Below are 12130 nucleotides of genomic sequence, written 5' to 3'. Positions count from 1 at the left end.
GAACAATGTATGACAACGCATAATAATTATCGCCTTATTCTGCCAACAGACCGTTTGAAAACCAGCTACGCGGCGTATATTAACGAGCTGGGCGATGAGGAAAGATATCCGTTTCCGTTAGATTTCGACCACAGCGATTTTGCTGCAATGCTGGCGCGTATTGAAGGAATTCGTACCGGCGCGGCCGTTCCTGCTGGATTTGTGCAAAGCTCAACCTATTGGATGGTTGATGGTGACGAGATTATTGGATGTACCAATATTCGGCATCGGTTAAATGCTCAAATTGAACACTGTGGCGGCCATATTGGCTTGAGCATACGGCCGCAATTTCGTTGCAAAGGTCTTGGCAACACGTTGTTGTTATTGAGCCTTAAAAAGGCGCGTGAACTGGGAATTGACGTGGCACATATTCATTGTCATTCGCACAACCATGCCTCAAAAGCAATGATTGAAGCATGTGGCGGACAGCTGCATTCAGAGCTGCAGATTGATGCAGAGCTTATCAGCCGCTACCGCATTGAACTTAGCCAAGTTATTTAGAATGATGCTCAGTCATTACGATAATGAAACATGCCTGCAGTAAATTCAATGCGGTAGACGCTGTGATCGGTTAGAATAGCTGCATTAATCACAATTGAGATGCCCATTTATACATGAATTTTTCTGAACTCGGACTTTGCCCTGAAATACTTACCGCCCTTACACGTCAAGGTTACACCGAACCAACTCCCATTCAAGCACAAGCAATTCCGGCCGTATTGGCGGGTAAAGACGTGATGGCGGCCGCACAAACAGGCACGGGTAAAACCGCTGGCTTTACCTTACCGATTTTAGAAATGCTTAAAGATAATGAGCGCGCCACCGCAAATACCGCGCGCGTGCTTATTCTTACCCCAACGCGCGAACTTGCCGCTCAGGTGGGTGAAAGCGTGATGAATTATGGCTCGGGTTTACCGATGAACTACGCCGTGGTGTTTGGTGGGGTGAAAATTAACCCGCAAATGATGAAGCTGCGTAAAGGTGTTGATATTTTGGTAGCAACACCTGGCCGTTTGCTGGATTTGTACCAGCAAAACGCCATTCGTTTTCCCAAACTTGAAATGTTAGTGCTTGATGAAGCCGACCGCATGCTGGACATGGGCTTTATTCACGATATTAAGAAAATTATTAAGCTATTACCGGCTAAGCGCCAAACCTTGATGTTCTCGGCAACCTTTTCTGATGATATTCGCACGCTTGCTAAAGGTTTGGTGAATAACCCTGTAGAAATATCGGTGGCGCCGCCAAATTCGACTGCTGAGCGTATTGATCAGATTGTGTACGCGGCTGAAAAAAGCCAAAAACCACGCATGCTCATGCAAATTTTGCGTAATTTGAATTTGCCGCAGGTTATTGTATTTTCGCGCACCAAACACGGTGCGAACCGTTTGGTGAAGCAATTAGATGGCGATGGCTTTTTAGCGGCGGCTATTCACGGCAATAAAAGCCAAGGCGCGCGCACCAAAGCGCTGGCAGATTTTAAAGCCGGCAAAGTGAACGTGTTGGTGGCAACCGATATTGCTGCGCGCGGTTTAGATATTGAAAAGCTGCCGTATGTGATTAACTTTGACCTGCCACAAGTGGCCGAAGACTATGTGCACCGTATTGGCCGTACCGGCCGCGCTGGGCAGGTTGGCCATGCCATTTCGTTGGTTATGGACGAAGAGTTCAGAACCCTTAAAGCCATTGAGAAGTTAATTGGCCAGCCCATTGAGCGCCACAAGCTGGAAGGCTTTGCCGATGTGGTGCTCAATGGTAAAACCCTACCACCGAAGAAAACGCCACGGCCACCGCGTGCTGCGCGTAAGCCACAAGGTGGTGGTAACAAGCCAAGTGGTAACAAGCCTGTTGGTGAAGGTAAACGCCGTGATGGCACACGTAAAAGCCCGAACCGCAACCGCGGTCGCGATTAATCGAGAGGGTTTCGTGAATAGGGGGCGATATGGACATTGCACTTTTACAGGATTTTTTATGAACAACCTGAAGGTTGTACTGATTGTTTTTGCACTATTGGGTTGTAGCAGCACACCTGAATTTCGTAGTGCCACGCCAATAACGCAGAATGACGCTGCAGTTATTTCTGACTTAACAGCGGAACTTGAACGCGAGCACTTGGCCGGTACATTTGACGGCATGGTATTGGTGGCAAATGGGCAGCAAACATTATTTAAAAGTGCTTATGGCTATGCTGATAGACAGCAAGCGCAAAAAAATGATCCTACATATTTGTATGACATGGGTTCGATTGCGAAAACCTTCACCGCAGCAGCTGTACTGCAACTTGTGGCGAATAACGAATTAAAACTTACCGATACCATTGCTGATTTTTATCACAATGCCTCGGATGAATTAAAAGCAATAACAATAACCCAGTTGTTGGGGCATACCAGCGGCTTGGATAATTTTCATAATGACTCCGATTTTGAATTCATGGACAAAGCCGAGGCCGAACGCCGAATTTTAGCTATACCGTTAATTGCAGCGCCCGGCGAGAAAGTTGCGTATTCCAATGCCGCTTATACACTTTTGGCTGCTATTGTCGAAAAAGTGAGTGAACAATCGTTTCAAGGTTATGTTCATGAGCATTTATTGGTGCCTTTGAATTTGCGCAATACCGGGTTTTATAAAGAGTCCCAATTACACGCGAATAAACTTGCGCGCGGCTACGGCGGTGATGACCCAGGCAGTACAACCTTTGAAAAGGGCCTAACGTGGGCATTAATTGGTGCTGGCGGCATGGTCACTTCAATTGATGATTTAGCGACTTGGATTTCAGCCCTGAAAAGTGGTCGATTTTTACCGGTTAACGCACCGAACCTTGTATTGACTGAGGCAAATGAACGGTGGTTGCTGGGCAGCCTAGCGCAGACGGAAATTAACGGTGAAACGGTCATTCAAATGGGTGGTAGTACTGATTATGGTTACACCGCGTTAATACAGTATGTACCTAGCCGCGATCTCTTTGTTGTTTTACTGCTTAATGCCCACAATGATAAATACCGTAATGCCACACACCATCAATTGAGCAGAAAACATATATTGCCGATACTGCTTGGCGTGAATCATCCCGCAGATTTTGATTAGTTGATTCTTCAATAGTTAATCAATGCGTTGACCGTGTTAGAAATGGGGTGTTTACAGGTAACACATCATGCATGGCAACTTTACTATACCTTTTGTGTAATTGCTTACCGATAATTAAGAAGCTAACTTTGTGTTTTATGCCTCACAGGAGCATCTTTTATGAAGTGGCTTTTAATCACTCTTGCTGGCATTTTGGTTTTATATTCACCAACCGCTGAAAGCTGTTCGTTTCGGATTAGTGGCGGCGAACTCATTCGCTGTGGCATGACCAAAATCGAAGTTATGAATAAAATCGGCAATCCCGAATTGCGTGATCGTCAGAGTATTGGTGTCAACACCGGATTCGGTCGCAGTGGCAAATCAGCTGAAGCATGGTCTTATGTTGTAAAAGGTGACATCGGTGGCGAATACTACTTAACGGTGCTATTTTCTGGCAACAAAGTTGTGGAAATCGAGTCGCAGCAAGTAAGGCGGTAGAGTCTGCTTTGAGCGAGGAGCGGACCTTTTGACTTTCAGGTTACTGCAACTAGTGACTAGCCGTCGCGTTATTAGTAAGTGATGGTGTCGCCAGCGATGTACGGCACATTCACTTCGGCGATATTGCGTGTTTTGTTATTGTGTTGTGTGTTTAAGTCGTTTACTGTCAATGACATAACAAAAATAAAGGTTGGATATTGTGCGCTCGGTAGAGCGTAACTGAGCATGCTCAAATTGCCTTTGCTAACTCGGATTCTTTCAAGTTAGGAATGCCTGCTTGCTCAGTAAGTTAAGAGCTGAAAACCATCAATTGGACGAGTTGCTAAACGCGCACGCACAATATACAAATGTTATGCGGTGTAAAAGCAATGACTGAGAATGAAGTTATAAATGAGTTCGCTAAAAGAGAGCAAAAGTTAACTGTGATTTTTGCAGTGTCGTTTGCTATTTTTGGTCTTACGCTTTTAATTAACGCATTAACTGAAACATATATAAATCTAGCGCTTCCATTTTTGATTGGCTTTGCATTGATTTTTTTTGGCTTATACAAAGTCTATCGGTGCCCCGCGTGTAATTCTGCACCAAGAGCCATAGGAAGAGCAGGGGTGCAAATTTCGCCAAGAAGTTGTGGTAATTGTGGTGCCAAGCTCAAGTGAGGCCGCATAACAAACGCCACCAAAACGCCGCTTCGCGGCTCGACTCGCAACAGGTTGCTCGCGTTTGTGGCGGGCGTTATGCCATAAAAGGAGAAATCAGTGCATAAACTAATGTCAGTTGTATTATTGTCTTTCGCTGCTTTGAGTAGCAGCTACGTCCATGCTGATGAGCTAGAGGATGCTCAGGCTTGGGGTGCAATGCTAACAGATGCTATCCAGCAAAAAACTAAAGTGAATTTGAAAAAAAGAACCGAATACAAAGAGATCAAGAAATTTCTAAAAGAAAATCAGTGCCCAGGGATAAAGTACGAAGGTTACTTGATTGGTGAAGAACAGCAGTATTTTTATCTTATTGGTTCGAAGGGCAAAGAAGTCATTATCGGGCGGCATTTTAAAGCACCGGTAGTTGATGGTGTAATTGCCCTAGACTCGGCGCAAAGCTCAACAAAAGGTTGCTTAAGTTTGGGCCCCAAAAAACCTGATGCTTCAGCAATGTTTGCTACACATCTTCAACCATATCCAAACGAATTCCATCTTTTACAAAGCAATATTCACGCAGTGACTTTATACATTGGTACAAAAAGCGGAATGTTTGTGGTTAAAGAAGGAAAAATGTATTTATCAGAGAGTAAGTAATGCATAACAAGCGCAGTCACAAACGGCCACTGCGTGGCCTGGACCTCAACCGCTGCGCGGGTTTCGGCCTGTGCTGCGGGCGTTATGCATACAGGAGAACGACATGAAGGAAACAGGAAAAATCAACTATGTCGAGATTCCGTCAAGGAATCTTGAAGCAACGAAGGCGTTCTTTACTTCGGCTTTTGGATGGTCATTCGTCGACTATGGCCCCGAGTATGTAGCTATTGAGAACGCCGGAATAGATGGCGGCTTCTACAAATCTGACAAAGTATGCTCACCCGAGGGCGGTAGTGTACTGGTCGTTCTTTATAGCTCGGAGCTTGAGAAAACGGTTAAGAAAGTCGCATCGTCAGGTGGCAAGGTGGTTCAGGATATATTCGATTTTCCAGGTGGCCGGAGGTTTCACTTCACTGATCCAAATGGAAATGAGTATGCTGTTTGGTCTGAGCCCGATGCATAACCAAGCCATCAAATACGCTCCCTGCGGTCGCCGGACCTCGTTTCACTCGGCCGTTTATGGCGGGCGTTACATGCCCATGGAAGTATCGAGTGATATCAAAGAATAAAAAGTTCATTGCATTGTTGTTAGCTTGTTTTCCTGCTATTGCTTACGCCAATGGCGGTGGTCCTTTACTACTCTTTATCAGCGGTAGCGCATTTATCTTTGGGCAGGTCTGGATTTTATTTATCGAGACTATGCTGTTAAAAAAAGCATCAGGACTTAGCACCACGACAACATTTAAGCATGTGTTCTTAGCAAATTTGATGTCTACATTGATTGTTGGTCTTGGGTTTCCATTCTTGTTAGCAGTCATCACCGCGTTCGCAATGGAGTTACCACAACCATATGGGGGCTATGCATCAGCTCTTGGCACATGGATATATGACAGTGCTCCACATATTAAATATCTGGGGTATATTTCGCTGGCTTGGTTGCTCGTAACCTTTCTGCTCACAGTGTTTTGCGAGAAGGCATTTTATAATTGGTATTGGCGTAAGGTTGGTTTTAATCCAAGCTTCTCCATCAATAAGTTCATTTGGCAAGCGCACGCGGCGAGTTATTCGGGGCTGCTAATCATCGTTTTGGTAATGTGGCATGATCTGTTCAGCATGTAACAAGGCGCTGTTGTCGGACTGGTTTTCCGCTGCGCTCCAAACCAGCCGCAAATGCGGGCGTTAACACTCCAGCTCACACGAATCGAGCATTTATTAAGGATTCAATGGATGAAACTAGAACAAGTAAAAATAAAGAATTTCCGCTGCTATAGAGAAGAAATAACAATACCTTTAACTGATTTAACGGCCCTAATAGCAAAAAATGATGTAGGAAAGTCTTCCATCCTTGAAGCGCTAGATGCTTTCTTTAATGCTGAAAAGCTAGAATCTGGTGATCGTTCCGCAGGCTTAAGAAATTCAGAAAATATAGAAATAACATGTATTTTTAAAGAAATTCCAGATCAGTTAATAATAGATACAGACAACCTCATATCACCAGCAAATGAGTATCTTTTGAATACTGATGGCAAGCTCGAAGTTAAGAAGGTTTTCTCAGGTGCCGCACCAAAGTGTGAGGAAATTTTTATTCGTGCTTTTCATCCAACGGCTGAAAACTTTAACGACTTGTTTTCATTAACAGTCGCACAACTTAGAACAAGGGCTAGATCTCTAGGAGTTGATCTAGATGGAGTAAATGAAACCGTCAAATCTGCTTTGCGTCATGCTATTTGGCTAAGTGTTCCTGATGTTGTTTTAGACAAGCAAGTAGTTGAGTTAGAAGTAAAATCAAAAATTTGGAAACCTATTCAGAATATTCTTCCCCTTTTTCAGCTATTCAAATCAGATCGTCCAAGCTCTGACCAAGACGCTGAAGCGCAAGACCCAATAAAATTTGCTATTAAGGAAGCTCTTAAACAAAAAGCAGGTGATCTCGAAACTATAGGTGAGCATGTAAAAAGACAGGTTGAAGAGGTCACTAGACTGACTATCGAAAAAATTAGAGAAATGGACCCTGACTTAGCAAGCCAGCTAAATCCGAACTTCTCTAGTTTCAATTGGAGCAAAGTGTTCTCAGTATCACTCACAAATGAAGATAAAATCCCTTTGAATAAGCGTGGTAGCGGAGTAAGACGGCTTTTCTTGATAAACTTTTTTCGAGCTAAAGCAGAGCAACTGGCAGATGAACGTGAAGTACAAGACGTAATCTTTGCTATTGAAGAACCAGAAACATCGCAGCACCCAAATAACCAACTTCTACTCCTTGATGCGATCAAAGAGTTAGCGCTTGAAGATTCAAGCCAAGTAATTTTTACAACTCACAACCCAATCCTTGCAGGTAGAATTGATCGAGGATCAATTAGATTCATTGAGAAAGCAGCTGATGGAACGCGATTCTTAGCCGAAACTGATGATGACACTTTGCTAAGAATTAAGGAAAGTCTTGGGATTTTTGCAAACCACAACATAAAGGTCTTTGTTGGTGTTGAAGGGCCTAATGATATTGAGTACATCAGCGGGATATCTTCACGCTTATCACAAGAAGATCCTAATATTGTAGATTTGCGAAATGCTGAGCAGCAGGGAGAGTTGGTTTATATACCTATGGGCGGTTCGACTCTTGAGCTATGGACTAACAGGCTTGAAGGACTTCAAGTTCCAGAAGTTCATGTATTAGATAGAGACAACCCACCACCAGCACCAGCTAAGTACCAAGATGCTGCTGATAGGGTAAATGCCCGTGGTGATAATTGTTGTTCATTAATTACAAATAGAAGAGAGATGGAAAATTACATTCATTTTGAAGCTATTAACGAAGAGTTCGGAATTCAGCTAAATGGGAACTTCCAACCTTTTGATGATGTACCCACTTTAGTGGCAAAGGCAGTTCATGAGGCTTCAGGTTCACCAACAGCTTGGGAAGATCTAGATGAGAAGAAGCAAAGTAAAAAAGAGAGCAAGGCTAAAAAACGTTTAAATCGTGGGGCCATTGAACACATGACTTTAGAGCGGCTTAATAATGTTGATGCAGATGGCGAGGTATTATCATGGATAAATACAATAAGCGCTCACTTGCAGTAAAAGTGTTAACAAGTCAAAGCACTCGGACGCAGCATAGCTGCGTCGGTGTTTGAAGCGTTATGTTCCAGGAGAAATGTTGTGCTAGGGAAGTTGTTTGGAAGAAAAAAGGAAGAGCCTCTCAAAGAAAATGAGGTGAGTGTGGTCCTCCCTGAGGAGTCCTACACGCTGATGGAATGGAAAGAGGACAGCATGCCGTGTATTGGGATGCTCAATTCTGCACTCATTGACTTCGAGCACAAGCAGATTTTCGGGTGGCACCTTTCGGTGATAATCGACTTTGAGGAAACGATCGATAATGGAATGCCCTCGGAGGAAGAAAGAGAAATTGTCGATCCGTTCTGTGACAAATTAGACGAAGAAATCAAAGCAGGTGGAAACGCTTTGTTCCTTGTCAGAGAAACTTGGAACAAAACTCGACGCCTAGTCTGGAGAGTTTACGATCCAGAAATTGCCCACCAACACCTTCAATACTTAGTTGATCACCATCGGCATCCTCGACCTTTTGATTGGTGCATGGAACAGGACCTTGAGTGGGGTCAGGCCGAATGGTATTTCAAGCAACTGAGAACATAACAAGTGGCTGTTGTCGGACGCACCTCCGCTGGCGCTCCGGCACGCCGCAAAGCCAAGCGTTAGGTGAACAGGGAAATCTTTTGATTCATAGGTTTTTAATAATTTTTGTAGCGCTCTTTTTATCGTCGGCATGCACAACTGGAAAACTGTATTACACCGAAACTTCAGGCAAGAGAGTGTTAGCCTGTGATGTAGAATTTGTTGGATTACCCAGCGTAGACAAATTTGCAGTCGAGTACGCATTAAGCCTTTGCGCAAAAAGCTCTACCAAAAAAGGTCATACAATCGATTCAGATCAACAATATCTACTTACCCTAGACCTCAAAATACCAGAGGCAAAATGCGGAGAGGCATGGGATCACGAATCAGCCAAAGCTCAATACAGAACCGGCAATTTGTCCAAAAAAGAATATGGGTATATTGTTGCTAACATAGATTTGGGCTTGGCGGTCGTAAATGAGTGTTCACCTAACAATCTGTTGTAGTCGCTCGCAGGCTCGCTGGGACGCAAACACATGGGCTGCGTCGCTTCGCTCCTAAATTTTAGCCCATGTGTTTGCGCCCCTAAGCAGGGCGTTAGCCACATTGGATGATTATGAAGCTTCTGACAGTTCTTCTCTTTGTTTTTTTCTTTACCAGCAATGCTAATGCTTGCAGCCTCAATCAAGGTTACGAACCTTTCAGGATGTCGACCTCATACCAAAGTACGTCTATACCAAAAATGACAAATGCGTCAGTTATATCTGTTGAGCGTGGCTTTGATGATGGAAATGGCGGCTCTTGCTCTGACGCTGGTATTATTAGAGTAAAAATTCACGACGAAAATCCAATAAATAGAACAGGATATAAATTTAGAGTTCTTGATAGCGAAATATTTTCTAATTTGTTTCCTTCAGAACCAGTTATTGCTTCGGCACTGAATCGCAGCGAAAATGAATTTGTCTTTGTTTGGTATGATCTTGGCGAAACTCACAACCAAGAGATGAAATTTACTTTAGAAATTACAGCTGTGTCTTATTTTGGCAATGAAAGTGAGCCGTTCCAATTGCTCATTCAACAGGCTTCAAAGTAAAGTGGCCAACAATCCGCGTCATTCGGGGCCTGCGGCCCCTGCGACGCTCACAAGTTCGCGCGCATGCGCGGGGCGTTAGGCTTTTCAGAGATCGAGATGAAGTGGTTTAAACGAATAATCATATCCTTATCGATAATCGGAGCTTTGCTCTTGACTGTAGGAGCTGGGTTTGTCTGGTATGTCTTCTCCGATATTCAAGGACGCGATCACCTTGCCGACCAAGCTCTGATCTCAGATTTGGAAATAAACATGGGGAAGTACAAGAAATTAATCTCTATGTTCCGGGAGGACTCTCCAGCCACCGTTATTCACCCAACTTGGATAAGTCCTGATAATGTAATTTCAGAAACACGCTGGGATGAATACAAAACTCTATTTTCAGAGCTTGGCCTTGATGCGGGCATGAGGTCTTGGGGCGGTAATAGCATCTGGTTTATATCTACTGCCCAAGGTTTAGTGACAGGCGGTTCAAGTAAGGGCTACATGTACAAGCCAGAAAACCCCAAGCCCCTGTTTTCTAGCCTAGATAAAATACCAGAGGGCTTAGCAAGTAATGTCAAAGGATATAGGAAAATCAACGATGAATGGTATATCGTCTTTGACTGGGATGATTAAGTCTAACAAATGGCTGCTAGGGACTGCATTACGCTGCGCTTCATGCAGCCCCAGAGCCAGGCGTTAACTGTCACGGAAGGCACCAGTGAAATTTGAAGTATCGAGTAATCTTAAAATCAGTCCGGAAGATATCGATGGATTGCTCACCATGAAGGGCGTGAATACGGAGTTGAACCCTTTCATCCGCATGACGGTTCCCTCAGAATGGTCAAGCAAGCCAATCTTTGAATGGCCTACGGGTAACGTGCTCTTCTCTAGCTGGATACTCCTTTTCGGCATTCTTCCCATTGATCGGCACACGTTCTTCTTTCAATCCATTGATCGCCAAAGTGGTTTTGCGGAGGCGTCGAGCTCTTTAACCAATAGGCTCTGGCACCATCGACGGGACATTAGTAGAAACGGGACATCATGCCGGGTCACCGATACCGTCGAATTTCAGTGTAGGTTGCCCGTGTTGGCATATGTTCTGGCACCTGTTTACCGGTTCATCTTTAAGCACCGTCATCAGGTGCTAAGGTCTTATTATGGTGGCAGCGCCAGTTAACCAGTCAATTAAGTTCGTTCCGGCCGGCGGCCTCCACCGGACGCCCCTGTCGGGCCGCCGCTTATTTCAGCGTCAACGTCCGCTCCTGGCACAAAGCCGAAGGTTAGAAATGAGCGAAAAGCGGAAATAAGAAAACCTGCCTACTGCGTTGTATATTATCGCACCAAAAGGTCAGCCAACACTCTCTTGACATTTACTAAGTTACAACTCAAAATAACCTATCAAAATGATAGGTGGCTCATGGACGAGAACAATCCAAAGGGAATAGTTGAATTCCCTTTAACAGAGATGACAGCGCGTTACATCGTTAATGATCTTGCGGAGAACTATAGTTCTCGAATTCGCTGGAGTCGGCATGTGAAACAACGAATGCTCGAACGAGGCGTTACCTCGCGCCAAATTCTCACACTGTTAAAGAGTAAGCATTCAGTGTTTAGAGAGGGACCTTTCCAGGAGTTGAATGGCGATTGGAAATTTAACCTGAAAGGACTTGCCGCGGGAAAAATAATCGAGTTAACGGTAGTGCTTAAAAATCATCAAGACGCACCGAGTTCGGTGCTTGTTACGGTTTGGGTTGATTAGGAGATGACCATGTACCATTACATTGAAAGCGGTTTGCCTAACGTGCACCTGAAAAATGGCTATTCGATCGAAGTGATTGATGATGAAGAATATACCAGTATTGATGATATGGATGGGCTTCATCGCGTTTTGGCTAGAACAATAGCTAGTAAAGCGATGCCGCTAACCAACGCCGAATTTAAATTTTTACGAATTGAACTAAATCTTTCACAACGTATTTTGGGCAAACGGTTTGGTGTTTCTGAGCAAACAATTGCTCGTTATGAGAAAGGCCAGTCAGAGATTCCACGTACGACAGATGCTGCATTACGGTCTTTATACATGGAAAGTATTGAGCAAAATAATTCGGTCAGTTATTTCTTAGATTTACTTGCCAACTACGAGGCCGAGCAGGCTGCACAAGAAATTTTACTGGAGGAAATTGATCGAGAGTGGAAACTCGCTGGTTAAGCATTAGTTCAAGAATTAATCGCACTAGGGTCAACATCTGCTGTTGGCACCAAACCGACATTGAATCGCGAATAGTTCGAGGACGGTTACAAAACATGTTCATCGCTGCAAGATGTCGTCTGCAACGTTTATAGGTCCAACGCAGAGTAGTAAGTTGCCTCACAGTAATATCTAGCTGTTTTACCGAGCTCGCCAGGAAGTGCTAGAAATCGACAACATGGGCATATTCAATTCATAAATCTCTAATTTATTTAAATATTACAGTGAAACTATCAATCCTTTTTGCTAATGTAAACAGAATGTTGCGTACAGCTTCTTATACAG

At 44.0% G+C, this 12130-nt stretch carries 16 protein-coding genes; 15 read left to right on the top strand and 1 reads right to left on the bottom strand.

Annotated features, from left to right (window positions below; genetic code table 11):
- Nucleotides 1-9 precede the first annotated feature (9 nt).
- From ASC40_RS02350 to ASC40_RS02335, 4 genes are all read left to right on the top strand, one after another.
- On the top strand, nt 10-540 hold the full coding sequence (locus ASC40_RS02350; protein WP_055438163.1) for a GNAT family N-acetyltransferase: 531 nt from the start codon (nt 10-12) through the stop codon (nt 538-540).
- Between the two features lie 113 nt (nt 541-653).
- The gene (locus ASC40_RS02345; protein WP_072243352.1) at nt 654-1952 is read left to right on the top strand and encodes a DEAD/DEAH box helicase; all 1299 of its coding nucleotides are present in this window, start codon (nt 654-656) and stop codon (nt 1950-1952) included.
- A 58-nt stretch (nt 1953-2010) separates the two neighbouring features.
- A complete protein-coding gene (locus tag ASC40_RS02340; RefSeq protein WP_055438162.1) occupies nt 2011-3123 on the top strand; it encodes a serine hydrolase domain-containing protein in 1113 nt (370 codons plus the stop codon).
- 159 nt (nt 3124-3282) lie between these two features.
- Nucleotides 3283-3600 (top strand): DUF2845 domain-containing protein, encoded by a 318-nt coding sequence (locus ASC40_RS02335; protein ID WP_055438161.1) that lies wholly within the window; start codon nt 3283-3285, stop codon nt 3598-3600.
- Between the two features lie 71 nt (nt 3601-3671).
- On the opposite strand, the gene ASC40_RS11825 is transcribed toward ASC40_RS02335, so the two are convergent.
- Nucleotides 3672-3827 carry a hypothetical protein gene (locus tag ASC40_RS11825; protein ID WP_153827366.1) on the bottom strand — a complete coding sequence of 52 codons (156 nt, stop codon included), beginning with the start codon at nt 3825-3827 and terminating at the stop codon, nt 3672-3674.
- Between the two features lie 141 nt (nt 3828-3968).
- Here ASC40_RS11825 and ASC40_RS02330 point away from each other — a divergent pair, with 141 nt between their 5' ends.
- The 11 genes from ASC40_RS02330 (at nt 3969) to ASC40_RS02275 (ending at nt 11806) form a co-directional block, all read left to right on the top strand.
- On the top strand, nt 3969-4256 hold the full coding sequence (locus ASC40_RS02330) for a hypothetical protein (protein ID WP_141656088.1): 288 nt from the start codon (nt 3969-3971) through the stop codon (nt 4254-4256).
- Nucleotides 4257-4355: 99 nt separating this feature from the next.
- Nucleotides 4356-4892 carry a hypothetical protein gene (locus ASC40_RS02325; RefSeq protein WP_055438159.1) on the top strand — a complete coding sequence of 179 codons (537 nt, stop codon included), beginning with the start codon at nt 4356-4358 and terminating at the stop codon, nt 4890-4892.
- A gap of 103 nt (nt 4893-4995) precedes the next feature.
- Complete coding sequence (locus ASC40_RS02320; protein WP_055438158.1) at nt 4996-5355, top strand: VOC family protein; 360 nt, start codon at nt 4996-4998, stop codon at nt 5353-5355.
- Between the two features lie 89 nt (nt 5356-5444).
- A complete protein-coding gene (locus tag ASC40_RS02315; protein ID WP_055438157.1) occupies nt 5445-6011 on the top strand; it encodes a hypothetical protein in 567 nt (188 codons plus the stop codon).
- Between the two features lie 108 nt (nt 6012-6119).
- Nucleotides 6120-7970 carry an ATP-binding protein gene (locus ASC40_RS02310; protein ID WP_055438156.1) on the top strand — a complete coding sequence of 617 codons (1851 nt, stop codon included), beginning with the start codon at nt 6120-6122 and terminating at the stop codon, nt 7968-7970.
- 78 nt (nt 7971-8048) lie between these two features.
- Nucleotides 8049-8543 (top strand): DUF695 domain-containing protein, encoded by a 495-nt coding sequence (locus tag ASC40_RS02305; RefSeq protein WP_055438155.1) that lies wholly within the window; start codon nt 8049-8051, stop codon nt 8541-8543.
- Nucleotides 8516-9028, top strand: coding sequence for a hypothetical protein (locus ASC40_RS02300; protein WP_245622155.1), 513 nt, complete (start codon nt 8516-8518; stop codon nt 9026-9028). Before ASC40_RS02305 ends, ASC40_RS02300 begins: the two co-directional genes overlap by 28 nt.
- 110 nt (nt 9029-9138) lie before the next feature.
- Nucleotides 9139-9615: a hypothetical protein gene (locus ASC40_RS02295; protein ID WP_141656087.1), complete on the top strand. Its 477-nt coding sequence runs from the start codon at nt 9139-9141 to the stop codon at nt 9613-9615.
- Between the two features lie 63 nt (nt 9616-9678).
- The gene (locus tag ASC40_RS02290) at nt 9679-10230 is read left to right on the top strand and encodes a hypothetical protein (RefSeq protein ID WP_055438153.1); all 552 of its coding nucleotides are present in this window, start codon (nt 9679-9681) and stop codon (nt 10228-10230) included.
- A 784-nt stretch (nt 10231-11014) separates the two neighbouring features.
- A complete protein-coding gene (locus ASC40_RS02280) occupies nt 11015-11356 on the top strand; it encodes a DUF4258 domain-containing protein (RefSeq protein WP_055438151.1) in 342 nt (113 codons plus the stop codon).
- 9 nt (nt 11357-11365) lie between these two features.
- On the top strand, nt 11366-11806 hold the full coding sequence (locus tag ASC40_RS02275; RefSeq protein ID WP_055438150.1) for a helix-turn-helix domain-containing protein: 441 nt from the start codon (nt 11366-11368) through the stop codon (nt 11804-11806).
- The last annotated feature ends 324 nt before the right edge of the window (nt 11807-12130 follow it).

Source organism: Pseudidiomarina woesei (assembly GCF_001418345.1).
Taxonomy (GTDB): domain Bacteria; phylum Pseudomonadota; class Gammaproteobacteria; order Enterobacterales; family Alteromonadaceae; genus Pseudidiomarina; species Pseudidiomarina woesei.
The sequence above is the reverse complement of the archived record's forward strand: the minus strand, read 5'-3'. Positions and strand labels throughout refer to the sequence as shown.

Bases quoted from the DNA above. Each gene is read 5' to 3' on its own strand.
- ASC40_RS02350 (WP_055438163.1), top strand. From the start codon at position 10: ATGACAACGCATAATAATTATCGCCTTATTCTGCCAACAGACCGTTTG.
- ASC40_RS02345 (WP_072243352.1), top strand. From the start codon at position 654: ATGAATTTTTCTGAACTCGGACTTTGCCCTGAAATACTTACCGCCCTT.
- ASC40_RS02340 (WP_055438162.1), top strand. From the start codon at position 2,011: ATGAACAACCTGAAGGTTGTACTGATTGTTTTTGCACTATTGGGTTGT.
- ASC40_RS02335 (WP_055438161.1), top strand. From the start codon at position 3,283: ATGAAGTGGCTTTTAATCACTCTTGCTGGCATTTTGGTTTTATATTCA.
- ASC40_RS11825 (WP_153827366.1), bottom strand. From the start codon at position 3,827: ATGCTCAGTTACGCTCTACCGAGCGCACAATATCCAACCTTTATTTTT.
- ASC40_RS02330 (WP_141656088.1), top strand. From the start codon at position 3,969: ATGACTGAGAATGAAGTTATAAATGAGTTCGCTAAAAGAGAGCAAAAG.
- ASC40_RS02320 (WP_055438158.1), top strand. From the start codon at position 4,996: ATGAAGGAAACAGGAAAAATCAACTATGTCGAGATTCCGTCAAGGAAT.
- ASC40_RS02310 (WP_055438156.1), top strand. From the start codon at position 6,120: ATGAAACTAGAACAAGTAAAAATAAAGAATTTCCGCTGCTATAGAGAA.
- ASC40_RS02300 (WP_245622155.1), top strand. From the start codon at position 8,516: ATGGTATTTCAAGCAACTGAGAACATAACAAGTGGCTGTTGTCGGACG.
- ASC40_RS02295 (WP_141656087.1), top strand. From the start codon at position 9,139: ATGAAGCTTCTGACAGTTCTTCTCTTTGTTTTTTTCTTTACCAGCAAT.
- ASC40_RS02290 (WP_055438153.1), top strand. From the start codon at position 9,679: ATGCGCGGGGCGTTAGGCTTTTCAGAGATCGAGATGAAGTGGTTTAAA.
- ASC40_RS02280 (WP_055438151.1), top strand. From the start codon at position 11,015: ATGGACGAGAACAATCCAAAGGGAATAGTTGAATTCCCTTTAACAGAG.
- ASC40_RS02275 (WP_055438150.1), top strand. From the start codon at position 11,366: ATGTACCATTACATTGAAAGCGGTTTGCCTAACGTGCACCTGAAAAAT.